Here is a 24,485-nt window from a genome sequence, read left to right as displayed (position 1 = left end):
CCTTACTGTACCGTTTGATAAGACGCCATCCGTTGCAAAACCTTCTTGTATTCGCTGGGGAATACCTTGACAAACCGCCCCACTTCATCGGGCCAGCTACTTAATAAGTAATTGGCTAAATTGCTGTTAGTCAAGGATTTATGCTTTTGAAGCAGCGTCTTGATTTCTTCTTCATCTTCCGTCGAGAGCGGGTCGAGTTCCACCATCTCGGTGTTGCAGTTCTCGGCGAAGGTGCCGTCGGCGTCGTACACCCACGCAATGCCTCCGCTCATGCCCGCGGCGAAGTTGCGGCCGGTTTTGCCCAAGATCAGGGCCCGGCCGCCGGTCATGTATTCGCAGCCGTGGTCGCCCACGCCTTCCACTACTGCTGTAGCGCCGGAGTTGCGCACTGCAAAGCGTTCGCCAGCCTGTCCGCGCACAAACAGCTCGCCGGAAGTGGCACCGTACAAGGCCACGTTGCCGATAATGATGTTCTGCTCCGGCACCAACTCGCTTTCCGCCGATGGATATATGGCCAGCTGCGCGCCCGACAAGCCTTTGCCGACGTAGTCGTTGGCTTCGCCTTCCAACTCAAACGACAAGCCCTTGGTGCTAAACGCGCCAAAGCTTTGGCCCGCCGAGCCTTTAAACTTAAAGTTGATGGTATTGGCCGGCAAGCCTGCCGATTGATAACGCTTGGAAACCTCGTTGGAAAGCAGCGTACCGATGGTGCGGTCGGTGTTCTTTACCTCAAACGACGCGAATACCGGCATGCGTTGCTCCAAGGCCGGCTGCGCGTGCTCCAGCAGCTGCCAGTCCAGCACTTCGGCCAGCCCGTGATCCTGCGCCTCGCTGTTGTAAAGCGTCGCACCGCCCGTGTTAGCAGCCGGGTGAATGATGCGGGATAAGTCGATTTTCTTGGCTTTCCAGTGCTCGATATTGGAGCGCACTTTCAGAAACTGCGCGCGGCCCACCATCTCATTTACCGTCCGGAAGCCCAGTTCGGCCATGATCTCGCGCATTTCCTCCGCCAAAAAGCGGAACAACGCCACGATGTGCTCCGGCTCGCCCGTAAACAGCTTCCGCAGCTCCGGGTCTTGTGTGGCCACCCCGACCGGGCAGGTGTTTAGGTGGCATTTGCGCATCATGATACAGCCGCCGGCCACCAGCGCCGCCGTGGCCACGCCCCATTCTTCGGCGCCCAACAACGTTGCGATGGCTAGGTCGCGGCCGGTTTTCAGCTGACCATCGGTTTGCAGCACCACGCGACTACGCAACTTATTGCGCACCAGCGTTTGATGGGCTTCGGCTAGGCCAAGCTCCCAGGGCAAACCCGCGTGTTTGATCGAGCTGATGGGGGAGGCGCCGGTGCCGCCGTCGTAGCCCGCAATCAGGATGACGTCGGCGTGTGCCTTGGCCACCCCGGCCGCAATGGTGCCTACTCCCGCCTTCGACACCAGCTTCACGTTGATGCGAGCGGCGCGGTTGGCATTCTTCAGGTCAAAAATAAGCTGCGCCAGATCCTCGATGGAGTAGATATCGTGGTGAGGCGGCGGCGAAATCAGCCCGACGCCCGGCGTCGCGTGCCGCACTTTTGCAATCCAGTCATCTACCTTATGCCCAGGGAGTTGCCCGCCTTCGCCGGGCTTGGCGCCCTGCGCCATCTTGATTTGCAGCTCGTCGGCGTTGGTCAGGTAATTCGACGTGACGCCAAACCGCGCCGACGCAATCTGCTTGATGGCCGAACGCATCGAGTCGCCGTTGGGCAGGCGCTCGTACCGGCTTTCGTCTTCGCCGCCTTCGCCCGTGTTGCTTTTGGCTCCAATGCGGTTCATGGCAATGGCCAGCGTGCTGTGCGCCTCGTGCGAGATCGACCCAAACGACATGGCACCGGTCGCAAAACGCTTCATGATGCTTTCCGCAGGCTCTACCTCCGTCAGCGGCACAGCCTCGCGATGATGGGCAAAATCCAGCAGGCCACGAATCGTGTACATCTGCTCGCCCTGCTCATTTACCAGCTTGGCGTAGCGCTTATAGGTTTCGTAATCGTTTGAGCGCGTGGCATGTTGCAGCAAGTGCACCGTCTGCGGATTGAAGAGGTGCGCCTCGCCACGGCGTTTCCACTGATAGATGCCGCCTTCCGGCAGCAACGGCACTTCCGCCACCGAGCCTTCGAAGCCGTGGTTGTGCTTATACAAGGTTTCGCGCGCGATCTCATCCAGGCCCAACCCGCCGATCCGGCTAACTGCTCCCGTAAAATACTGATCGACAACCTCTTGGTTAATGCCCAGAATCTCAAACACTTGCGCGCCGTGGTACGATTGCAGCGTCGAGATGCCCATCTTCGAAAAGATCTTCAGCAACCCGTCGCACACGGCTTTGATGTAGTTTTTGGACAGCTGCTTGGCGTCGAGGTGCGTGTCGAGCTTGCCCTCGTTTTTCATCGTCTGGATGTTGGCCAGCGCCAGATACGGGTTGATGGCGGTAGCGCCAAAAGCCAGCAGGCAAGCAAAATGATGTACTTCCCACACGTCGCCGGCCTCCACTGTCAGGCCCACCGCGCCGCGGTAGCCTTTCTTAATCAGGTGGTGATGCACCGCCGACACAGCCAGCAGCGACGGAATAGGGGCGTGCCCGGAGTCAAGCGCACGGTCGGTGAGAATTAAAACTGTAAAGCCGTCGTTGACAGCGTCTTCCGCGTAGCGACAAAGCCGGTCGAGTCCTTTTTTTAAAGAGCCCGGCTGCCCGTCGGCCTTGAAGTACGTTTGCAGCGTTTTGGCCTGAAACAAGCCTGTATCGATGCTGCGCAGCTTCTCCAACTCCTGGTTGGTCAGAATGGGCTGTTGCAAGGCTACGCAGTGGCAGTGCATTTTGTCCTCGTCGAGGATGTTGCCGTTGTTGCCCATGAAGGTCGCCAAGCTCATCACCAGCCGCTCGCGTAGCGGGTCGATAGGTGGGTTGGTAACCTGGGCAAAAAACTGCTTGAAATAGCTGGAAAGGTGCTGCGGCCGGTCGGAGAGGACGGCCAGTGGCACGTCGGTACCCATCGACCCGATGGGCTCTTTCCCATCCAGCGCCATAGGCTTGATAATCATGTCGATATCTTCCCGGGTGTAGCCAAATACCTGATGGTATTTGAACACCGCATCCGCGGCCAGATCGGTGAAAACCTGCCGTGGTTCGGGTAGCTCTTCCAGCCTGATCTTATAGTTTTCCAGCCATTGACCATACGGCTGACGCGCCCCGAGTTCACCTTTTATCTCCTCGTCGGTGATGATTTTGCCGGCTGCAATGTCGATCAAGAACATCTTGCCGGGCTGCAAACGGCCTTTTGCCACTACGGTTTCTTCCGCAATCGGCAACACGCCGGCTTCGGAAGCCACAATTACGCGGTCGTCGCTCGTGACGAGGTAGCGCAACGGACGCAGCCCGTTGCGGTCGAGCATGGCGCCGATGGTCGTGCCATCGGTAAAAGTGAGGGCCGCCGGACCATCCCAGGGCGCCATAAACGTGGCGTGGAACTCGTAGAAGGCCTTTTTGAGCGGATCCATCTGCGTGTTGCCGTCCCAAGCTTCCGGCACCAACATCATCATGACGTGCGGCAGTGAGCGCCCCGAGTGCAGCAGAATCTCCACGATGTTGTCAAGGCATGCCGAATCCGACTGGTTGTTGTCGATCACGGGCAGCAGCATGTCCATTTCTTCGGCCGAGAAATACGGCGAAACGTAGGAGCGCAGGCCCGAATAGAACCAGTTCAGGTTGCCCGTCAGCGTGTTAATCTCGCCGTTGTGCGCCAGCAAGCGGAACGGCTGCGCCAGCTTCCACGACGGAAACGTATTGGTAGAAAAACGGGAGTGAATCATCCCGAAGGCGGACGTAACGCGCTCGTCGGAAAGGTCGGTAAAGTAACTCCTTACCTGATAGGTAGTTAGCTGGCCTTTGTAGACAACGACCCGACACGAAAACGATGTGAAATAGAATTGGTCACCGCCCACTTTCACCGTTTCGGAAACGGTTTTGGTAATGAAGCGTCGCAACACATACAGCTTGCGCTCAAAATCTTCGGACGTAGCAATAGCCACTGGGCGCGCCACGAATACCTGCTCGATATCTGGCTCAGCCGCCAAGGCCGTTGCCCCGATTCCGGCGGGGTTGACCGGCACACGGCGATAGCCTAACACCTTCATGCCCAGCTTCTCCGCCGATTTGCTAATAACCGCCTTGCAAGCTGCCTTGGCCGCAATTTGTTTCGGCAAAAAGACCATGCCGACGCCATATTGCCCCGCTTCAGGCAGACAGATGTCAAGGTCTAAGCACTCTTCCAGCAAAAAAACGTGGGGCAGCTGAAAAAGAATGCCCGCACCATCGCCCGAATCGGAATCGCAGCCGCAGGCGCCGCGGTGCTCCATATTTTCGAGCATCGTCAGCGCATCGCTGATGGTCTGGTGGGATTTGTGGCCGTTGATGTGGGTGATAAATCCTGTGCCGCAGGAGTCGTGTTCAAACTCTTGGCGATACAACCCCGGCTCGTTATTAGAGAACGGCTTCATCAGCTATTTCGGTATCGTAGATGAGAGTTCAACTTGGCAATTCCATGAGCCAAGCTCCGTTTAAGCAAAGTCAAACAGGTGAATTTGCATAAATTAACAATTAATGTACATAAAAGCCCGAAGCGTGCTAATGCAATCGTTGATTTATTACAATATTTTTAATGAATCAGGTATATGTTTATGAAATTTGTAATGAGTATTACTGATTCGTCCTAATTAACCAGGAAAAATAAAAAAGCCGCGCACCCATTGGGTGCGCGGCTTTTTTATTTGATAATGAAGGGTTTACAGCTTTTCTAGCACGATGCTGGAAGCGCCGCCACCGCCGTTGCAGATGCCGGTCACGCCGATTTTGCCGCCTTCATTGCGCATCACATTCAGCAGCGTAGTCACGATGCGCGCGCCCGAAGCACCCAGCGGATGACCCAGCGACACAGCCCCACCATACACGTTTACCTTGCTGCCTTCTAGGTTCAGTAGCTTATTGTTAGCCAGCGACACGACTGAGAAAGCCTCGTTAATTTCATAGAAATCAACATTCTGCGCTTCCACACCAGCATGCTTCAACGCCTTCGGGATGGCAAGTGAGGGCGAAGTCGTAAACCATTCGGGAGACTGCTCAGCGTCGGCAAAACCTAGGATTTTAGCAAGTGGCTTAATACCAAGCGCTTCGGCTTTTTCGCGGCTCATTAGCAGAACAGCGGCCGCGCCGTCGTTGAGGGTAGAGGCGTTGGCCGCCGTAACCGTGCCTCCTTCCTTAATAAAGGCCGGCTTCAGACCCGGAACTTTAGCGAAATCCACTTTGAGATACTCCTCATCGTCTTCAATGACAGTGGTTTTGCCCCGGCTTTCGATGGTCACTGGCACAATTTCGTCCTTCTTCTTGCCTTCTTTCGCCGCCTTGGCACTGCGCGTGTACGACTCAATGGCGAAGGCGTCCTGCTCTTCGCGCGTGATGCCCATTTCTTTGGCCGTATTTTCGGCGGCATTGCCCATAGCATAATCGTGATACGGGTCCCACAGACCATCGCGCACCAGGCCATCAATCATTTGGCCGTGGCCGTATTTGGCCCCGAAACGGGCCTTATCGAGGTAGTAGGGCACATTCGACATACTTTCCATGCCGCCCGCCAGCACGACATCAGCCTGCCCCAGCATGATGGCTTGGGCGGCAAACATGATGGCTTTGGAGCCCGAAGCGCACACTTTATTGACGGTTGTGCATTCGACGGTGTCGGGCAAGCCGGCTTTGCGAGCCGCCTGACGAGCCGGAGCCTGGCCCAAATTGGCGGAGATCACGTTGCCCATAATCACCTGCTGTACTTCTTTCGGATCGACGCCGGCTTTTTCCAGCGCGCCTTTCAGCGCAATGGCGCCGAGATCGGTGGCTGAAAGGGAGGATAGGCTGCCGCCGAAGGAGCCAATGGGGGTGCGCACCGCGGCGACGATTACCACTTCTTTGATCTGCATACTATAAGAGAGGGGGTGGGTGGTTAGATTAGGCTGTAAAGGTACTAATTGCGTTGGCAGCTGTATGCGGCCACTTCGGTAGAACAAAATGAACGGTAAACCGCTCGCTCAACCATTTGGCTGTAAAACACTGCAACTTGCCTCGGCATGTAACGCTGCCGGATAAACTTTGCCAAACTATCGCTAACAGTAAGGCAAGATGGTAATTATGTAAATGCTTGAAGTTCAAGTATTTACATAATAAATATTTTTTCCTCTTCTTACCAATTAGGCTTGCCAGACGCTGTTTTAGATGTGCCTTTGTGTGGCAGTTGCTGCAAATACTGCTGCTCCGAAGCATGCAAAGCATCTAGGATTTGCCGCGCTTGGCCCGCGCTCACGTTCATTTGCTGAAGGCGGGCACGCTGAGTCTGAAGCTGGGCCTCGTCGAAAGCGGCTTGCTCGGTGCCCGCCCGTCGGCCGCGGCCCTCGCTGGCTTCGGGGCCGCGAGCGTTGTAGCTTAAGCCACGCACATCGCCCGGCTCAGAGCCTTGTGCTACGCTCCGATTAGCGCCCGAGCCCGGCTGAAAACCGCCCGCCGCAGCTGAGCCAGGGGTTTCGCTAGGGCGATCGGGATCGCGCTGGCCGTTGGCATCGGGTTGCCGCTGTGGGGCATTGAGCGGATCGGTGGGCTGAGTTGGGTCGTTGAGTTCGCCGGTGCGGTCGTTGCCAGCTTTGGAACGCGGCTGATCGGCCTGACTTTGCGGATCGCGGGGGCGCCGCTCTTTGTCTCCGGCAGCCGAAGGTTGCGGTGCCGACCTGGGCAGGTGAGGTTGGTTGGGGTTACGCGTCAGGTACTCGCGCAATACTTCGTAATTGTAGCGTGCTTCGGCGTTGTTGGGATTGAGTTGGAGTGCCCGCCGAGAAAGGGCCGTTGCTTGGGCATAATCGCCTTTCTGGGCCGCTAACACGGCCAGTTGCTGCTGCGCTACACTGCGTGTAGTAACTAACTTGCTGGTAAGCAATCGATTGTAATAACTGCGTGCAGTCACAGGCTGCCCAGCGCGCGCGCTGGCGTGGGCTAAGTTCAGCAGGATGGACTCGTCCTGCGCACCAAATGCTTCTACTGCTTGGCGGTAAGAGCGAGCCGCTCCGTCAAAATCGCCGCGGGAATAGGCCAGTTCCGCTTTACGCACTGCCGCGTTGCGGTCGCGGATGTGCGTGAGGGCACTCCAGGTGCTCAGGAGAAGAATACTGATCAAGATCGCGCTTTTCACAATCGTATTACTTTGACAGTCAGCAAAATATCCAGCGCAAATAGCAACAAGCCTATCACCAGCGGAAACCGGTAGCGGTTGTCGGCCACAGCCACCGTCCTGACTTGTTCGGCTTGGCCTTCCACTCGGTTCAAGGCATTTACCAGCAACGGAAACTCATTGTGAGCGTCCGTCAGCTCGAAATACTGTCCTCCTGTCTGTTCGGCCAACCGCCGTAAAGTCGTAGGAGCCAACCGCGTAACGGCATCCCGGCCCCGATTGTCGCGCACAAAACCGCGGCCGTGGGGCTTCGCTAACCGCGCTCCTTCCAGCGTACCGACGCCCATAGCAAACAACCGGGCCCCCGAACGGGCCAGCACCCGCAGCGTCGGCTCCAGATTGTCGCTGAAGTCTTCGCCATCGCTTACCAGCACCAGTGCCGTGGCCCGCGGCGGTCCGCCCACCGTCTGAGGAGTGGCGCCTACACGGGTCAGAACCAGTTCAAGCGGTGCCGCCAGATCGGTGGTTCCCGCTGGGATTAAGGTAGTCTGTAAAGTGTTGATAAACAACTGCAAAGCAACCTGATCGTACGTAAGCGGGCACTGAATGAAAGCATCGGAAGAAAATACAATCAGCCCGATGCGGTCAGCTTGAAAACGATTGACGAGGGATGTTAGCTCAGCCTTAGCCTTTTGTAAGCGCGAAGGAGCAACATCGGTCGCGTCCATCGAACGGGAGAGATCTACGAGCAGCCACACATCCTTGCCCGAGGTGCGTACCGGCTGTTGCGTAACGCCATATGCCGGCCCGAGTAAGGCCACTAAAAGCAACGGGAAATAAAGCAGCCGCAAGCCAAGCTTCCAGCCAACGGGCCATCCCCGTTGCTCCAGCGGCGTCGCCAATCGCCGGGTCCGGAACACGTAGCCCAGATACAGCAACACAAATAATGCTGCCGCCAATATTTCCGGCCAAGAAAGTGGATATGCCCAATTCAGCAAAACAGCAACTGGCTAATAGTCATTGTAAAAGCGTGCAGGAGAGGGCCGCATGAAAGCAAATATAACGTCCTGAGGACGCAAAAAGAGGCGTTGCAGCAACTGAAAGATGAAAGATAATTTTTTCGACAGAGTTTGTTTTTGCGTTCTAGTTGTATATTTGCGCACTCTTCGGCCGGAAGAGGCCTCATCTGGAGAGATGGGTGAGTGGCTGAAACCAGTAGTTTGCTAAACTGCCGTAGCTCTAAAGGCTACCGGGGGTTCGAATCCCCCTCTCTCCGCATAAGTTTAAAAGCCCCGGATGCTACACAAGTAGCATCCGGGGCTTTTTGCATTTGCAGCTAATTCCAAAAGTGTTGGGCAAAGCTTGCAACATCAAAGCGGGTGAGCGTCGTTGGTAGCACTTGCACCGGGGTCGGTTTCGGTATCCGAACTGGCATCCGTGTCAACAGAAGGGTCAGCATCTGCATCTGGCTCCGTGCTAACGGGTGTGTCCGCTGGTTGCTCGCGCGCACTTGGGCTTCGATCCGGCTGACTATCCGCTGGTTGCTCGTTGCTGGGGTCAACTGTATTTTCAGGGGTTTCGGGTCCAACTCTAGGAGTATCCGGCGTTGGGGCAAAGGGCTTTGGCTGAGGTGTAGGCTCCATAGCAGCTTTATAAGGGTTTAAAGTAGATGGACTTTACTTATACGCAGCCTCATATAGTCGAGCCGATTGTAGTCCCTTAAATTCGAGCGCACACCCTCCTGAATTGTGCATGCAATAAATTTCAATATTTATATAAATGCTTAACAGTCAATAGATTATAATATTGCTTGAACGTATTATTTCATGTGTTGGGGCAGGGAGAAGCGCTAGGAGTGCACAGATTGGCTAGGGAGGCCTTTAAGCAAGGGTGAAGATTTTTTACAGCGCCCCTAGTTATTGATACTGTGTTCTTTAGGGCCTGAACATATCTTCAACAGCCCAGTATTGGACACCAATCCTCAAAAAAACTTGCGCTTCGTTCCAAAAGTATTTTCTACATTTGTGCCACCAAAAGGCAAAGAGCACGGTCAAGACCGCTTATCGTTTCTTTGCAAGGAGGTTTTCGGGGTGTAGCGTAGCCCGGTATCGCGCCTGCTTTGGGAGCAGGAGGTCGTAGGTTCGAATCCTGCCACCCCGACGTTTCAGGGTTTTGCCCTTAGTTCAAAAAAGGCCTCTTACGCTAAGTGAGAGGCCTTTTTTTGTAAGCTGTTAGGTTTCTTACTACATTAGCCATCCTAGAATTAGGCCTCGTTAGCTCAGTTGGATAGAGCGGCTGCCTTCTAAGCAGTAGGTCAGGAGTTCGAATCTCTTACGGGGTACCACAACAAGAAAAGCCACTTCGCGAAGTGGCTTTTCTTGTTGTGGCCTGTGCCGCGCTGTCGGCTCTTTGGAACCCCTTTTTTAAAAGCATTTCGGGGTCGACGGGAGCTTGCTTGGCCCAGTTGTTTGCTTTTAGCCTTCGGTGATCGAGGCTAGCAAAAGGGCGCTGCGCTTGCCTACAGCACCTGAACAATGCACCCTGATTATAATTGAATCAGAGCAGAGAAAATGATGTTGTGAAGGAAGCGTAAATCCGACTGGTTTTCAGGCGTTAACATAGCCAAAATGCCGCAAAACGTGGCAAAAACCAAATAATTTCGGTATCTTTGTATACTAACATTTGCGCTGAATATACAGGCAACATATGAGCGAAATCACAGAGAAAAAAGCACCTGCCGAATACTCGGCCGACAGCATACAGGTACTCGAAGGACTCGAAGCCGTACGTAAGCGTCCGTCGATGTATATCGGTGACACCGGCATCAAAGGACTGCACCATCTCGTGTGGGAAGTTGTGGACAACTCCATTGACGAAGCCTTAGCCGGGCATTGCGATCGCATCGAAGTAACCATCAACGAAAACAACTCCGTTACCGTCCGTGACAACGGCCGGGGCATTCCCGTCGACTTTCACCAGAAAGAAGGTCGCTCGGCGCTGGAAGTGGTCATGACCGTGCTGCACGCCGGCGGTAAGTTCGACAAGGATTCGTACAAAGTGTCGGGTGGCTTGCACGGCGTAGGTGTAAGCTGTGTGAACGCACTGAGCAAGGATTTGAAAGTGACGGTGCGCCGCAACGGTCATATCTACGAGCAAGAATACAAGATTGGCTTCCCACAGTATCCGGTGAAGGAAATCGGCGATACCGACGAGCACGGTACGGAAGTAGAATTCTTGCCCGATGATACCATCTTCACCGAATCGGTGTATAAGTTCGAAACGATTGCTTCGCGTCTGCGCGAATTGTCGTATCTGAACAAAGGCATTCGCATCATCCTTACCGACCGCCGCGAGAAAGATGCCGATGGCAACTTCTTGGGCGAAGAATTTTATTCGGTTGGTGGCCTAAGCGAATTTGTGCAATACCTCGACAGCGGTCGTCAGGTGTTGATGCCCAACCCCATTCATGTTATCAACGAGAAGGGTGGGACGCCGGTTGAAGTGGCTTTGCAGTACAACGATTCGTACCAAGAGCATATTTTCAGCTACGTCAACAACATCAACACCATCGAAGGCGGCACGCACGTAGCGGGCTTCCGTTCGGCGCTCACCCGGACGCTGAAAGCCTACGCCGATAAGTCGGGTATGCTGGAAAAAGCTAAGGTGGAGATTCAGGGTGACGACTTCCGGGAAGGCCTCACGGCTGTTATCTCCGTGAAAGTACAGGAGCCTCAGTTCGAGGGTCAGACCAAAACCAAGCTTGGCAACTCCGACGTAAGCGGCGCGGTGAACACGGTAGTAGGCGAAATCCTGAACCAGTTCCTCGAAGAAAACCCCAAAGAGGCCCGCATCATCATCGAAAAGGTGATTTTGGCAGCCAAAGCGCGCATCGCGGCTCGTAAGGCCCGTGAAATGGTGCAGCGCAAAACGGTACTTGGTTCGAATAGCTTGCCCGGCAAGCTTGCCGACTGCTCCGAGTCAGATCCGGAGATTTGCGAATTGTACCTCGTAGAAGGTGACTCGGCCGGGGGCACTGCCAAACAAGGCCGCAATCGTGCTTTTCAGGCCATTCTGCCGTTGCGCGGTAAAATCCTGAACGTGGAGAAGGCCCAGGAGCACCGCATCTACGAGAACGAAGAAATTCGCAACATGATCACGGCCCTTGGCGTGAGCTTCGAGAAGAAGACCGATGAGGACGACGGCAGCAGCACCCGTTCGCTAAACTTGGATAAGCTGCGGTATCACAAGGTCATCATCATGACCGACGCCGATATCGACGGCTCGCACATCCGGACGCTGATCCTGACGTTCTTCTTCCGGTACATGCGCGAGTTGGTCGACAAAGGCTACATCTACATCGCCTTGCCGCCGCTTTACTTAGTGAAGCGTGGCAAAGAAGAGCGCTATTGCTGGACTGAGCAGGAGCGCCAAGAAGCGCAGGACGAAATGGGTCGCGGTAAGCCTGAGACTGTTAACGTGCAGCGTTACAAGGGTTTAGGCGAAATGAACGCCGAACAGCTCTGGACGACGACTATGCAGCCCAATACCCGCACTTTGAAGCGCGTGGACGTTGAATCGGCTGCCGAAGCCGATCACTTGTTCGCTATGCTCATGGGAGACGAAGTACCGCCTCGCCGCGAGTTTATTGAGAAAAATGCCAAGTACGCCAAGCTTGACGTATAAGTCTGTGCGCGCTACTGTTTATCCTTAACAAAAGAAGCTCGCTCCGGCGAGCTTTTTTTGTCGGTATGCCTACCACTTCTTTCAGCCATGAGACAAAACATTTCTTCGGGAACTCCTTGGGAACCCATCGTAGGCTATTCGCGGGCCGTGCGTGTGGGCAATGTGGTGGAAGTGGCCGGCACAACCGCGCAGGATGGCGATTCGGTAGCCGGGGGCGATGCTTACCGCCAAACCAAGCGCATTCTGCAGAAGATAGAAGCTGCCCTCACGGAAGCCGGCGCAACCCTGTCGGACGTCGTGCGAACTCGCATCTTCACCACCGATATTACCCAATGGGAAGCCATTGGGCGGGCGCATGGCGAAGTGTTCGGCTCGATCCGGCCCGTGAGCACGATGGTAGAAGTACGTGCACTGATTGACTCGCGCCTGTTGGTCGAAATCGAGGCTACTGCCATTATTCCTTCCTAAATTATATTCTTCGCAGCGTTCGGGCTGCGTATCTTACCCCGATTTTCCGCTCCGTTATGAAACTCTTCAAGTCTGCCGATCTTATCCGCAAAAGCAAGTATATCAGCCGCGACCTTAGCTGGCTGCGCTTTAACTATCGCGTGCTCGATCAGGCCAAGGATACGTCGCGCTCGCTGTTCGATCGGCTGCGGTTCATGGCCATCACGTCGTCGAACCTGGATGAGTTTTTCATGATCCGGGTGGGGTCGCTGTACAACTACCTGGATTACGGTAAGGAGCGGGTCGATTACTCGGGGCTACGGGAGCTGCCCTTTCGGCGTAAGCTGCTGGACTTCGCACATCGTTTTGTTAACGATCAGTCTATCACGTATTTGAATGAATTGAAGCCCCAGTTTGAGAAGAACGGCTTCAATATTCTGCAAATGAGTGAGCTCACCGAACTGGAGCTCAAAAAGGCCGACGGCTACTTCAAAAACACGATTTTTCCGCTGCTCACGCCGATGGTGTACGACTCGTACCACGGCTTTCCGCTGATGATGAACCAGATGCTCATCTTTGGCGTGGTGACGCGCACTGGCCCCGACAGCGAGATGGAGAAAGGGCAAGAGCGCCTCACGTTTGTGCAGATTCCGCAGAACCTGTCGCGCTTCTTTGAGCTTACGCGCAAAGACAAAGTCATTTTTGTGCCCATCGAAGACATCGTGCGGGCCAACCTGCCGAAGCTGTTTCGCAACGTCGAAATCGCATCGGCCGACTTGTTCCGCATCACGCGCAACGGCGATTTTACGCTGGAAGAGTCGGATGACATCGACGTTGATTTTATCAAGGAAATTCAGCTGGGTCTGAAAACCCGCAAGAAAGGCCGCGTCGTGCGGCTGGAAGTAGGCCCAGGTGCTTCCACGCTGCTCATGACGGTGCTGAAGGAGCGCTGGAAAGTGGATAACGGTAACGTGTTTGTTATCAATTCATTAATGGATATGCGCGGGGTGCTCCAGATTTTGAAGCACCCCAATTTCCGGGGCAAAGCGGCCAAACAGCCGTCTGCAGTGCCACCCCTGAGCCTGCCTGAAGGTGCCGAAGAGAACCTTTTCGAATACCTCAAGCACCACGATGTGCTGCTCCATCACCCGTATAACAACATCGAACCGGTGGTGCGCCTACTTGAGCAGGCGGCTGAAGATCCGCATGTCTTGGGCATCAAACAGACCATTTATCGCCTTGCCGACGACTCGCGCGTGACAGCGGCGCTGCTCAAAGCGGCTGAAAATGGTAAGCACGTATCGGTGCTGTTTGAAATCAAAGCGCGCTTCGATGAAGAGCGCAACATTCGGGAAGGGGCCCGGTTGGAAAAAGCCGGGTGCTTTGTCATTTATGGCGTGTCGAAGTACAAGACGCACACCAAAATGCTGATGATCATCCGGAAGGAAGGCGAAAAGGTGACGCGTTACGTACACATTGGCTCGGGCAATTACAACGAGCAAACCTCACGCATCTACACCGATATCAGCCTGCTCACGACCAACGACGTGTACGGACACGACGTGTCGGAATTCTTCAATGTAATCACCGGGCATTCACAACCCGATGATTATGAATACCTTATCACGGCGCCGAAAGACATGCGCCAGCAGCTCATCCACCTGATCCGGGAGGAGGTGCGCAACGCCAAGAAAGGCTTGCCCAGCGGCATTGTGATGAAGATGAACTCCTTGGAAGACAAGGAGTTAATCGACGAGTTTTACCGCGCTTCCAAGGCCGGTGTGCCCATTCGCTTCATTGTAAGGGGCATCTGCTGCCTGCGTCCGGGACGTGTGGGGCTGAGCGAAAATATTGTGGTACACAGCATTGTGGGTGAGTTTCTGGAGCACTCGCGCTTGTTCTACTTTCACCAAAGCGGCCAGCCGAAAGTGTACGCTGGCTCCGCCGACATCATGGTGCGCTCCTTCGACCGTCGCATCGAAGCGTTGTTTCTGATCGTCAACCCGCAGCTGAAGCGGGAAGCAATCAGTATTCTGATGCTCAATCTGTTGGACAATCAGAATACGTACACCATGCGCGAAGACGGCGCATACGTGCGTCGCTGGCCCGCTACCGACGAACCCGTGGTAAACGTACACCGCGACTTCTACCGCCGCGACGAAGAACGCTTAGCCGCCGCAACGCCGGAAGGATTGCTAGACTTGCTTTACAGTCAAGCGGCTCGTAATCAAATGGATGGCGCCGCAGCCGTTAGTGTGCCCAGCGCCGCCAGCGATCACGACCACAACGACGAGGAAGCTGACGACGTGACGGAAGCAGAAATGGAAAACCCGGAGCCCGAACTCGCAACCTCCACTGACATGGCAGATGGCATTGAGAGTTTGCCCGCTGCCAATGGTTAGGCCGCTGGGCTGTGTTACTCCATATCGGAGCGGGCTTGCATGGCCAAGAACGGCGTGCCGATCGAGTGGTCGGCTACAGGCCTGATTTCTTCGAAGTGATCTTCGAAGAGCGTCTGTAACATGCCGTCTTTCAGACCGATATCGGGCACGAGCATCGTGTTGATGTGCGCCCACTCCATGGCCGACAGATAGATCTGGCCAGCCGGAATGATGACGTCGGCACGATCGGGGTTGAGCAGGGCCACGTTTACGCGCTCGTCCATGGTCATGCCTTTCAACTGATTGAGAATGGAGGCAATGCGGCGGCGCGTAATGGGCTTATCCAGTGAGGGTTGCGAAAGGCTGTAAATCTTGTTGATGTTGCCGCCCGTCCCGATGGCGCGCGTCACGTGGTAAAGCCGGGCGTTCTCTTTTACCCACTCTTCCATGCGCTCCCACGTGCCGTTGAGCGCCTCTGTTCCGAGGCCGGTTTCTTCCTGCTGCATCCGCCGAATCGAGCCCACTTCGAAGGATTGCGATGCCACCTTGCGGCGGTCGTGGTAAATGTTGAACTCGGTGCTGCCGCCGCCTACGTCGATGTGCAGGTAGTGCTTGTTGTCTTCGAGCAGCTGCTCTATTACGCGGTTGATGTACGCCGCTTCTGCCTGACCGTTAATCACTTGGATTTCCATGCCCAACTCCCGCCGAATGCGTTCGACTAGCTCAGGCGCGTTGCTTGCGGTGCGCATGGCCGAAGTAGCGCAGATGAGGTAATGCGCCACGTCGTGCACCTCCATCAGCAGCTTCAGGGAATTCAGAAACTTGAAGAATTTCTCTTGTTTGGCTTCGGAAAGCCGGCCGGTAGCAAATACGTCTTCGCCTAGCCGCATGGGGTAGCGCACGTACTCGACGCGCTTCAGGCGATACCTTCCTTCAAACATCAACACCGCCGAAATCTGGCATCGTACTGCATTGGACCCAATATCGATAGCAGCCAGTTTCAGCAGGGGATATTCCATGTGTTGCGCGATATGGTGAAAGGAAGTTCAAATATAGAGGTTTAAAGAAAGCAGGGTAGCTCCACCACGCAGGAAGTAACTGAAAATACCGCTTTTTGCTCTACGTATGGCTTTGTACACAAAAGGCTGCGCTTGAGTGAGTGCAGCCTTTTGTGTGAATGATAACTATTTGAACTATTGATCGATACGAAAGCCAAGTCCGAACTGGATCAGGCCATTTTCTTTTGATTTCTGGTAGGAAACCGATAGCGCGTACTGGTCGGAAACAGGAGCGAGGAAGAAGCCTGCGCCGTAGCCTTCGTGCCATCCGCCAGGAGAGTTGCCGCGGAAGTACACCCGACCACGGTCGTAGAAACCAAAAATGCCGTAGGAAAAAGGCAGAAAAGCCGTTTGGGCTCGTCCCAAGGCCAGTCGAACCTCGGTGTTGATATACGCGCTGGCGTCGCCGGTGAAGCGGTTGCGGTAGTAGCCGCGCAGGCCCTCGCGCAAGCCTAGGCTGGTGTATTTGTAAAATGGAATCTCGTCGCGATTGCCGTAGTTTTTGGCGCCGCCTACCTTTACTACGGCCGTTACGGGTATCACTAGGCGGGCCGTGCCGTAGTATTCGGCGAAACCTTGCGTGAGCCCGAAATTGGTTTTGCCCCGGTTGAGCTGGTGATAGGTATCGTGCTGCAACCGCAGGCGCGCCCCGCGGCGTGCAAATAGCTGCCGGTCGCGTAAGTCTAAGTCAAACAATGCGTTAAGGCCAATCAGGCGTTGGAAGCCAGTATTGGGCTGCACAACATCCGACTGCGGCGGTTGCTGCTGGAGTTGGCCTAGGTAGCTCTGGGTGCTGTAGTTGGTGGTATACTGTTCGTAAGTCGGCCCGAAGCGGAAAAGGCTGCGATTGAAGAACGTGCGCTCGGTGAAAGCGGCCAGCGTAAAGCCCTTATAGCGAGCCTTATAGAACTTGTCGTCGTACAAGTCCTGGTCCTTTTGGGTATTGTTGCCGATGCCAAAGAAGTTGTAATACTGGAAGAAGTTGCCGTACTCAGTGCGGGCGCCGATGTCCCACTTACCAATGGCGTAGCGATGGCGCGTGTTCAGGGCCACTTCAAAATTGCCGTTGGAAGAGCCGCGCACGTCGAAGCCATACAGGTTTTTGTAGTTCGGCTTGCGGAAACCTTGGCTCACGATGTCGAAGCCGGCACTGATGCCAAAGCCGTCGTTGCGGTTATACGTAATAGCACCGCGCGGATTGTAGCCATCGTATTCGAACGCCTCGCGATCGTAGCGGTTGATATCGGGCCGAGCGGAAGTGTGGTTGTCGCTTTCCTTGCTCAGCTTCATTTCAGTCGTCGGTACATCGTAGACTTTGGTAAGTGTCCGAAGACCAGCTACTTGCGATTCGTCGGTGATTTTGTCTTTATCATCCCCACCAATGATGCGCACCAGAATACTGTGTCGTGCCGCGCCCGTAACGGTAAAAATATCGTCGTCGCCGAGGCCATACAGGCTGATTTCGTCGGTTTCCTTGGGCTTGAAAGTGCGGTCGAAAAGCGGGTCGCCGTCGGGTTGATCGCTGCCTTTGGCTTTGTCGTACATGCGCACGCGCACATTGCCATCGGCCTGCCGATCTACCTGAAAGACCTCGCTCTTGTTGGAACCCACGACGTCCACGCGTTTGGCCAGCAGCAAATAGTATTCGTCGAGGGCTTTGGGAAGCTCTTGGATGCGGGCTTTTAGCTTGCGGTTGAGGTCGTTACCCGAGATTTTCTGCACCTCTGCCGGCAGGGTTGCGGTCGCCTGATCGATGGCGGCCGGCGTCATTTTTTCCTGCATATAGCGCCCGATCTCCTGCCATTGCTCGCGTGAAAGCGATTGCAGCAAGAAGCGGTCGAGGTGGCGCGCGGGCCAGTTCAGGCTTTCCATATCGTGGAATTTGGCCTGAAAATCCTCGATGCTCGGCACGGCCCATTCGCGGTTGGCGAGGTAAGTCAATACGCCGTTCCACAGCGTAAAGCTCTGGTCGCGGTCGCGCGGAATGGGGCGGTAAACGGTTTTGTTGCCTTGCTTATACCCGGCCCATTTCCAGTTGTCTTCGTGCTTGCCGAAGTCGGCCACGAGCATATCAAAAGCCCGGGCTTTGCCGAGCGCAAAGGCATCTATCTGATTATCATGGTCTTTGTAAAGCTGCCGGAAGAAGCTGAAGGAGCGGCGTACCTCGTCGGCGTTACCAAACCCGGGCAGGTTGGGTTTTGGATCGACGGGGCGGTCTTCCAGCGTGCCGAGTAATCCGGCGTATTCCTTGCGATAAGGACCAAGCTTTTGATTATCAGGCAGAACAAAAAGCCGAGGCCGGGCGTGCAGTATATCCGTCTGGTCGAGCAAAGAGCCCGCGACGAGCGCCGAATAGGGGTGGGCCGTCGGCGTGATATCGCGCAAGACATCGGCCGCTACAGAATTGCGCAGTTCCGGGGGCAGAATGCGCGTCACGTCTTTGTCAACGGAGCGGAAGACGTACTCGGAACTGTCGGCCGCGATCAGCTTAAGCGACGTTGTCTGACGCCCGCCCCCTCTGCCAAAGGGTCGTAAACCGCCTTTTTCCGCGTTCAAATTCAGCGTAGAAACCGTGACGGGTTGCGTCCACGAAGACCGATAAAGCGGCCCGAGCCAAAACCGTTTGCCTGCTCCCGCTTTGTATTGCGGGCCCGGAACCACCGTAACCGACGGCTGGAAGGGGGCGTCGGGTTTTGATTCCGCTACGCCTTGCGGAGCGCTCGGGCATTCGGGAATGAACTCATTGACAGGCACATTGGGCAGGCGCGGCTCGGTGCAGGCCGACTGGAACAGTGTGGCTTCGTAGGCCTGCCTGGGGACGCCCGCTTGTTTGTCGAACGTATAGAAATAGGCCTTAACGGTGCCGTCGGCGAAGTATTCCAGCTTCGAATATCCCTCAGCCGATTCGTTGAATTGTGATTGGGCGTTGGCCCCTACATGCTCGCTTTCGGCGAAGCTGCCCGCCACCAAATGGTAGTTGTTTTTGAGTTGGGTGAGCTGCAAGCTGTAGTCGTGGGCAGCGGCGTATACCACTCCAGGATTCTCCTGAAGCGTATTCAGCATTTCCTTGCTGAAGGCCTGATACGCCGGATTGGCCATGTCGCGCGGCGTGCCCACGTTTTGGCGATATGCCGCGTACAGCGTGCCGAAAACGGGCAGCGGCACACCGTCCCCGAACGGAAACAGATGCCGGCTCAACGGCATACGCCCGCCGTAGATGCCGTTGCTAACCACTGGCTGATGGCCCACGAGCAGCACGTTTTTACCTTTCGTGTCGTCGAGCACGTCCTGGAGCTGCTCCCGAAACTCTTCTTTAGTCAGGGTCTTGCAATCTGTATCCGGCGCTTCGGGGCGGTCGTAGGGGTGCGTCCACCAAGGGGTATTGATGGCCACAAGTCGCACAGTAGGAGCCACATCCGCGATTTCGGGGCCAGGGCAGCCGCCAGTGGGCATGAAGGCATTCTGGTCGGGGAGTTGCTTCTCAATGTATTTTTCGAGCCGTTTGACGCGCTTCAAGCCCTCGGGGCCGGAATTGGCCCAGTCTTTATCGCCAGGCACGAAATACAGGCGGCCATTCGGCAGGCCCTTCACCAACCCGATAAGCGCATCGATGCGCGCAGTTTCGTCGGAGCTGCTCGAGTCTTTCTTGCTGCCCAGGCCTTCATTGCCCACAATATCGCCCAAATGGACGACGGTAAAGGAGCCCGTTTCCTGTTCTAAGGCACGTCGAAGGCTTTGCAGATGGGCCGGCGGTGGGGTAGTGGTGGCGGTATTGCCAAGGAGATAAACCGTGTGGGCCGGCTGAGTAGATTGTGATTGGCCCGGAAGGGTAGCTGCCAACAACAAACCAGCCAGCAGCAAATAGCGTGGAAAAATGCGCATAGAGCTAGAACAGTCAGGAATCGAAAGCTTGCTTACGGGCAAAAATCCCTTGGAGATTTAGTTATTTAATTCCGAGGGCTACGCTGATAAAAGCTGTGCGGTGCGGAAAGGGGGCAGCTGAACGCAAGGAGTATTTGGCTGCTTTCTACAATGAATTGATAATCAATATACTACAAGAAAGTATTGAATATATATCTTTTGGTATTTATAAGGAGCAAGATCAGGCTTCAGCCAACAGCTGCGTCACTACCCGCGGCACTCCCAGGCTGGCGGGCTCGGCGATGAAGTGCACATTGCGCCGGGTGGTGAGCGGGGGCTGGGTAGGGTCGATTACGTAAATCGGGCAACCAGAAGGCGCATAATTTACCAAGCCAGCGGCCGGATATACTTGCAGCGAGGTGCCCACCACCATGAAAAGAGCAGCGGTAGCAGCCTCCTCAATAGCACGCTCCATCAGCGGTACCGCTTCGCCAAACCAAACGATGTTGGGCCGTAGCTGGTGGCCTTTTTCGCAGCAATCGCCCAGCTCGATGCGGTCGGTGGTCATCGGGTACACCAGCTCTTCGTAGCGCGTACTGCGCGATTCGAACAGCTTGCCGTGCAGGTGAATGACATGACTGCTGCCCGCGCGCTCGTGCAAATCATCGACATTTTGCGTTACAACAACCACTTCAAAAGACTGCTCCAGCGCCACCAACGCCCGGTGTCCTTCGTTGGGTTGGGCGGCCCGGGCGGCCTTACGCCGTTGGTTGTAAAATTCGAGCACCAATTCGGGGTTGCGTGCCCAGCCTTCGGGCGAGGCCACATCTTCTACCCGGTGCCCTTCCCACAGGCCATCGGAGCCGCGAAAGGTGGCCAGCCCGCTTTCGGCGCTGATGCCCGCGCCGGTGAGAACAACAATTTTCGGTTTGGAAGAAGCAAACGACATAACGGTATACTTTTCAGGTAGATAACCTAGGTGTCTCGGGGTTGGTTTTGGCGCACGTCTCTTCGGTTTCAGATGCGTGCCACGCGCCATCGCTTACGCATCATCGCTTGCAGAAGGACAACAAAAAAGGCCGATCCTGAGCAGGAGCGGCCTTTTTAATGAATGAAAACCGATTATTTCGCTTTTGCGGTGGCTTTTTTTGCAGTTCCCGTAGCCGGTTTTTTAGCGGCGGGCTTTTTCGCAGCAGACTTTTTGGCCGCTGGTTTTTTGGCTGCGGTTTTGGCCGGCGCATCGGCTTCGGGTTTCTCCTTTTTGGCGAAACGACCTTTGCCGGGTTTGTCGGGCGTGGCATCAGCCAGCTCAATGCAGCGCTCCAGGGTCAGGTCTTTTGGCTCTTCGCCTTTCGGAATCTTAACGTTTTTCTTGCCTGCCACTATGTAAGGACCAAAGCGACCATTAAGTATTTGAATATCAGGCCTTTCTGGGAATTCCTTGATTAGGCGTTCGGCATCGGCTTTCCGCTTGGCTTCGATGAGCTCGATGGCTTCGGGGGCCGTAATGGCATGCGGGTCCTGCTCCTTGGTGAGCGAATAGAACTTGCTGTCGTGGCGGATGTAAGGGCCAAAACGGCCAATAGCCGCCGTCATGTCCTTTTCCTCAAACTGCCCAATGATGCGCGGGAGCTTGAACAGCTCAAGTGCCTCATCAACCGTCAGGTTCTCAATGAATTGACCTTTGCGTAAGCTGGCATACACAGGCTTTTCTTCGCTGCCCTCTTTGGGCTCGATCTGCACGTAGGGGCCAAAACGACCCAGGCGCGCCGTGATCTTTTGGCCCGTTTCGGGGTGCATGCCGATTTCCCGGGTCGAGCCCAAGGTGCTGCGCTCAATATCCTGTCCGCGCTCCACAGTTTCGTGGAAGGTGCCGTAGAAGTCTGAAAGCATTTTGCCCCATTCTTCCTTGCCGTTAGCGATCAGGTCAAACTCGCCCTCTACTTTCGCAGTAAACTGATAATCAATGATAATGGGGAAGTGCTCCACCAAGAAATCATTGACGACCATAGCGGTATCTGTCGGAAAGAGCTTGGCTTTGTCAGCCCCAAAAGTTTCCGTTTTGGCTTCGGTTTTTACCTGGTCGCCTTCGAGCGTCAAAACATGGAACTTGCGTTCCTTGCCTTCCCGCGTGTCCTTTTCGACGTAGCCGCGCTTCTGAATGGTTGAAATAGTGGGCGCGTAAGTTGAAGGACGGCCAATGCCCATCTCCTCCAGCTTTTTCACCAGCGAAGCTTCTGTGTAGCGAGCTGGTGGCTGCGCAAAACGCTCGGTAGCCCGCAGCAACTGAAGCGGCAATTGCTGGCCGACGGTAAGCGGAGGCAGCCCCCGCGAAAACGTTGATTCGCCGTCCTGCTCATCATCGTCCTTCGATTCGCTGTAGGCTTTAAGGAAGCCTTCGAACGTAATTACCTCACCAGTAGCCGTAAGCGGCGTACCGGGCATCGTACTGATGCCGATGGTGGCCACCGTGCGCTCAACTGTGGCATCGGCCATTTGCGAGGCCATGGCCCGCTTCCGGATCAGGTCGTAGAGGCGCTGCTCGGCCGAATCCGAGCCGGCTTTGACCAAGGCAAAATCCGTGGGGCGAATGGCTTCGTGGGCTTCCTGCGCCGAGGCCGATTTGGTTTTAAACTGCCGGGTGAGGGCATATTCCGGGCCGTAGGCGCGGCTGATTTCTTCCTTGGCAGCGGCCAGTGCATCCTGCGACAGATTCACTGAGTCGGTACGCATGTAGCTGATCTTACCGGCTTCGTAGAGCTTTTGCGCTACACTCATCGTCTGAGCCACCGAGAAGCCCAGTTTGCGCGAGGCCTCCTGCTGGAGTGTTGACGTGGTAAAAGGCGGCGCAGGCGAGCGTTTGCCAGGTTTTTTATCTAAAGCATCTATGCTATAAGTAGCTGATATGCAATTACTTATAAAATCGTATGCTTCCTGCTGTACTTTAAAGCGTGTGGGCAGTTCGGCCTCGAGCACAGCGCCCCGGCCCGCATCGAAACGCGCCGTCACGCGGTAGGCAGATGAAGTTTTGAACTGGCTGATTTCGCGCTCACGCTCTACTACCAGGCGCACCGCCACCGATTGCACGCGGCCTGCCGACAAGCCGGCTTTTACTTTTTTCCAGAGTACGGGCGAGAGTTCGAAGCCTACCAAGCGGTCGAGCACGCGCCGTGCCTGCTGCGCATTGACCAAGTTCAGGTCAATCTCGCGCGGCGAAGCAATGGCATTAAGAATTGCGGTTTTGGTGATTTCGCGAAAGACAATACGCCGTGTTTTGGAGTCGTTCAGGTTTAGCGTTTCGGCCAAGTGCCAGGAAATGGCTTCACCCTCGCGGTCGTCGTCACTTGCCAACCAGACGGTTTCGGCTTCTTTGGCTAGCTTTTTTAACTGCGCAATAATTTCACGCTTATCCGGCGATACTACATAAGTAGGCTTAAACCCATTAGCGATGTCGATGGCGTTGTTGTCTTTGGGAAGGTCTCGAACGTGCCCGAAGCTGGATTTGACAATGAAGTCCTGCCCCAAATACCCCTCAATGGTTTTGGCTTTAGCGGGGGACTCCACGATGACTAAATTTTTGACCATAAGCAGGGGCTAGCGGCAGTATACGGTGACTCGATTAAGTAGGGAAACGACCTGGCGCTGACAAAAGTTGAATTTTGCCGCAAAGATGATGGAATAATCCGTTGTGGCAGTATCCGGTTCCTATTTATATGTAAGGAGAAACCAAGGCAATAGGTTTCGAGAACGGCTATTTTGCGCCAAGAGGTTCACTAGAGCGCACATTATTCGTTTGGGAAGTGCTACAAATTGCACGAAACTTCAAAGTCATATTTACTACCTTTGTAAGTCCGGAAACCACCCTATCCACCCTTCCGGTTAAAAGCAACGTCTCTTTCAGGAGGCTTCGCAACTCTACCTTTGTATGGCTTCAGGTAAAATTACCAAAACCACCGCTAGCACGGATTCCACTGCGCCGGCTGCTCCAGTAACTCCGATTTCTTCTGCGAGTACCGCGCTGCCTGCAGGCTCGCGTACCAGCGCCGACATTACCCGGAAACGAGGTATTGCGCGGGGGTCAGGAGCTACGCAGGATGCCGATTATATTAATGAGCAGCTCAACCGCGTGCTTTACGCGCTCGATGCCTTTAAGAAAGGCGACGTATCGGTGCGTTTGACTAAGCAGAACGACGACATTTTCGCCGAAATCGCCGAAGCCTACAACTCGATGGTGGAGATGATCGGTGGTGTAGGGGGGGAAGTGTCGCGCATTTCGAAGGTTGCTGGGGTAGAGGGCAATCTGAAAGCCCGTGCTTCAGCCGAAAACGCGTCGGGCTTCTGGCGCGACATGATTAACAATATCAACGGCTTGGTGGATAGCATTGCCGTACCGGTATTGGAAGTAGGCAAAGTATTGAAGAACATCTCGAAAGGCAACCTGGACGAAACCTTCCAGATTCCGGTATCGGGCGACTTCAAAGTGATGGCCGAAACCATCAACAAGACTATCGACAACCTCAACCTGTTTGCCGGCGAAGTAACCCGCGTGGCGCAGGAGGTAGGCACCGAAGGCAAACTCGGTGGTCAGGCGTCGGTTCCGAATGTAGGTGGCGTGTGGAAAGACCTGACGGATAACGTGAACACGATGGCCTCGAACTTGACCAGTCAGGTGCGGGACATTGCCAACGTAGCCACCGCCGTAGCCAAAGGCGACTTGACCCAAAAGATTACGGTGGACGTGAAGGGCGAGCTGCTGCAACTCAAGCAGAACCTGAACCAGATGGTGGACTCGCTCAACCTGTTTGCCGGCGAGGTAACCCG

13 protein-coding genes and 3 tRNA genes are annotated in these 24,485 nt (G+C 55.1%); 7 read left to right on the top strand and 9 right to left on the bottom strand.

The window, feature by feature from the left end; genetic code table 11:
* Nucleotides 1–2 precede the first annotated feature (2 nt).
* The 4 genes from gltB to H9I52_RS19910 all read right to left on the bottom strand — a co-directional run bounded on the left by gltB (nucleotide 3) and on the right by H9I52_RS19910 (nucleotide 8,193).
* A complete protein-coding gene (gltB, locus tag H9I52_RS19925) occupies nucleotides 3–4,529 on the bottom strand; it encodes a glutamate synthase large subunit (RefSeq protein WP_187455304.1) in 4,527 nt (1,508 codons plus the stop codon).
* Between the two features lie 285 nt (nucleotides 4,530–4,814).
* Nucleotides 4,815–5,999, bottom strand: coding sequence for an acetyl-CoA C-acyltransferase (locus H9I52_RS19920; RefSeq protein WP_222940586.1), 1,185 nt, complete (start codon nucleotides 5,997–5,999; stop codon nucleotides 4,815–4,817).
* Between the two features lie 260 nt (nucleotides 6,000–6,259).
* Complete coding sequence (locus H9I52_RS19915) at nucleotides 6,260–7,240, bottom strand: tetratricopeptide repeat protein (protein WP_187455303.1); 981 nt, start codon at nucleotides 7,238–7,240, stop codon at nucleotides 6,260–6,262.
* Between the two features lie 11 nt (nucleotides 7,241–7,251).
* Nucleotides 7,252–8,193 (bottom strand): vWA domain-containing protein, encoded by a 942-nt coding sequence (locus tag H9I52_RS19910; RefSeq protein ID WP_222940585.1) that lies wholly within the window; start codon nucleotides 8,191–8,193, stop codon nucleotides 7,252–7,254.
* 229 nt (nucleotides 8,194–8,422) lie between these two features.
* On the opposite strand from H9I52_RS19910, the gene H9I52_RS19905 reads away from it, so the two are divergent.
* Nucleotides 8,423–8,510, top strand: a tRNA-Ser gene (locus tag H9I52_RS19905).
* Nucleotides 8,511–8,604: 94 nt separating this feature from the next.
* Here the strand turns inward: H9I52_RS19905 and H9I52_RS19900 are convergent.
* Nucleotides 8,605–8,877, bottom strand: a complete 273-nt coding sequence (locus H9I52_RS19900) for a hypothetical protein (protein ID WP_187455301.1) — start codon at nucleotides 8,875–8,877, stop codon at nucleotides 8,605–8,607.
* Nucleotides 8,878–9,320: 443 nt separating this feature from the next.
* Here H9I52_RS19900 and H9I52_RS19895 point away from each other — a divergent pair.
* From H9I52_RS19895 to ppk1, 5 genes are all read left to right on the top strand, one after another.
* Nucleotides 9,321–9,394 (top strand) — tRNA-Pro (locus tag H9I52_RS19895).
* A 107-nt stretch (nucleotides 9,395–9,501) separates the two neighbouring features.
* Nucleotides 9,502–9,578 (top strand) — tRNA-Arg (locus tag H9I52_RS19890).
* Nucleotides 9,579–9,940: 362 nt separating this feature from the next.
* Complete coding sequence (gyrB, locus tag H9I52_RS19885; protein ID WP_139517560.1) at nucleotides 9,941–11,917, top strand: DNA topoisomerase (ATP-hydrolyzing) subunit B; 1,977 nt, start codon at nucleotides 9,941–9,943, stop codon at nucleotides 11,915–11,917.
* Nucleotides 11,918–12,004: 87 nt separating this feature from the next.
* Nucleotides 12,005–12,385, top strand: coding sequence for a RidA family protein (locus H9I52_RS19880; RefSeq protein ID WP_187455300.1), 381 nt, complete (start codon nucleotides 12,005–12,007; stop codon nucleotides 12,383–12,385).
* Nucleotides 12,386–12,441: 56 nt separating this feature from the next.
* Complete coding sequence (gene ppk1, locus H9I52_RS19875; protein ID WP_262386155.1) at nucleotides 12,442–14,766, top strand: polyphosphate kinase 1; 2,325 nt, start codon at nucleotides 12,442–12,444, stop codon at nucleotides 14,764–14,766.
* A 14-nt stretch (nucleotides 14,767–14,780) separates the two neighbouring features.
* Here the strand turns inward: ppk1 and H9I52_RS19870 are convergent, their stop codons facing one another.
* The 4 genes from H9I52_RS19870 to topA all read right to left on the bottom strand — a co-directional run bounded on the left by H9I52_RS19870 (nucleotide 14,781) and on the right by topA (nucleotide 23,249).
* Complete coding sequence (locus H9I52_RS19870; protein WP_174805805.1) at nucleotides 14,781–15,764, bottom strand: Ppx/GppA phosphatase family protein; 984 nt, start codon at nucleotides 15,762–15,764, stop codon at nucleotides 14,781–14,783.
* A gap of 174 nt (nucleotides 15,765–15,938) precedes the next feature.
* Nucleotides 15,939–19,685 carry a hypothetical protein gene (locus H9I52_RS19865; protein ID WP_187455299.1) on the bottom strand — a complete coding sequence of 1,249 codons (3,747 nt, stop codon included), beginning with the start codon at nucleotides 19,683–19,685 and terminating at the stop codon, nucleotides 15,939–15,941.
* Between the two features lie 220 nt (nucleotides 19,686–19,905).
* Nucleotides 19,906–20,613: an SIR2 family NAD-dependent protein deacylase gene (locus H9I52_RS19860; RefSeq protein WP_187455298.1), complete on the bottom strand. Its 708-nt coding sequence runs from the start codon at nucleotides 20,611–20,613 to the stop codon at nucleotides 19,906–19,908.
* Between the two features lie 173 nt (nucleotides 20,614–20,786).
* A complete protein-coding gene (gene topA / locus H9I52_RS19855) occupies nucleotides 20,787–23,249 on the bottom strand; it encodes a type I DNA topoisomerase (RefSeq protein ID WP_187455297.1) in 2,463 nt (820 codons plus the stop codon).
* 340 nt (nucleotides 23,250–23,589) lie between these two features.
* On the opposite strand from topA, the gene H9I52_RS19850 reads away from it, so the two are divergent.
* On the top strand, nucleotides 23,590–24,485 hold an 896-nt coding region (locus tag H9I52_RS19850; RefSeq protein WP_262386154.1), incomplete at its 3' end, for a HAMP domain-containing protein.

Source organism: Hymenobacter sp. BT491, from assembly GCF_014349165.1.
Classification (GTDB): Bacteria; Bacteroidota; Bacteroidia; order Cytophagales; family Hymenobacteraceae; genus Hymenobacter; species Hymenobacter jejuensis.
This window is presented reverse-complemented; position numbering and strand designations above follow the sequence as displayed.

Bases quoted from the DNA above. Each gene is read 5' to 3' on its own strand.
- gltB (WP_187455304.1), bottom strand. From the start codon at position 4,529: ATGAAGCCGTTCTCTAATAACGAGCCGGGGTTGTATCGCCAAGAGTTT.
- H9I52_RS19920 (WP_222940586.1), bottom strand. From the start codon at position 5,999: ATGCAGATCAAAGAAGTGGTAATCGTCGCCGCGGTGCGCACCCCCATT.
- H9I52_RS19900 (WP_187455301.1), bottom strand. From the start codon at position 8,877: ATGGAGCCTACACCTCAGCCAAAGCCCTTTGCCCCAACGCCGGATACT.
- gyrB (WP_139517560.1), top strand. From the start codon at position 9,941: ATGAGCGAAATCACAGAGAAAAAAGCACCTGCCGAATACTCGGCCGAC.
- H9I52_RS19880 (WP_187455300.1), top strand. From the start codon at position 12,005: ATGAGACAAAACATTTCTTCGGGAACTCCTTGGGAACCCATCGTAGGC.
- ppk1 (WP_262386155.1), top strand. From the start codon at position 12,442: ATGAAACTCTTCAAGTCTGCCGATCTTATCCGCAAAAGCAAGTATATC.
- H9I52_RS19870 (WP_174805805.1), bottom strand. From the start codon at position 15,764: ATGGAATATCCCCTGCTGAAACTGGCTGCTATCGATATTGGGTCCAAT.
- H9I52_RS19865 (WP_187455299.1), bottom strand. From the start codon at position 19,685: ATGCGCATTTTTCCACGCTATTTGCTGCTGGCTGGTTTGTTGTTGGCA.
- H9I52_RS19860 (WP_187455298.1), bottom strand. From the start codon at position 20,613: ATGTCGTTTGCTTCTTCCAAACCGAAAATTGTTGTTCTCACCGGCGCG.
- topA (WP_187455297.1), bottom strand. From the start codon at position 23,249: ATGGTCAAAAATTTAGTCATCGTGGAGTCCCCCGCTAAAGCCAAAACC.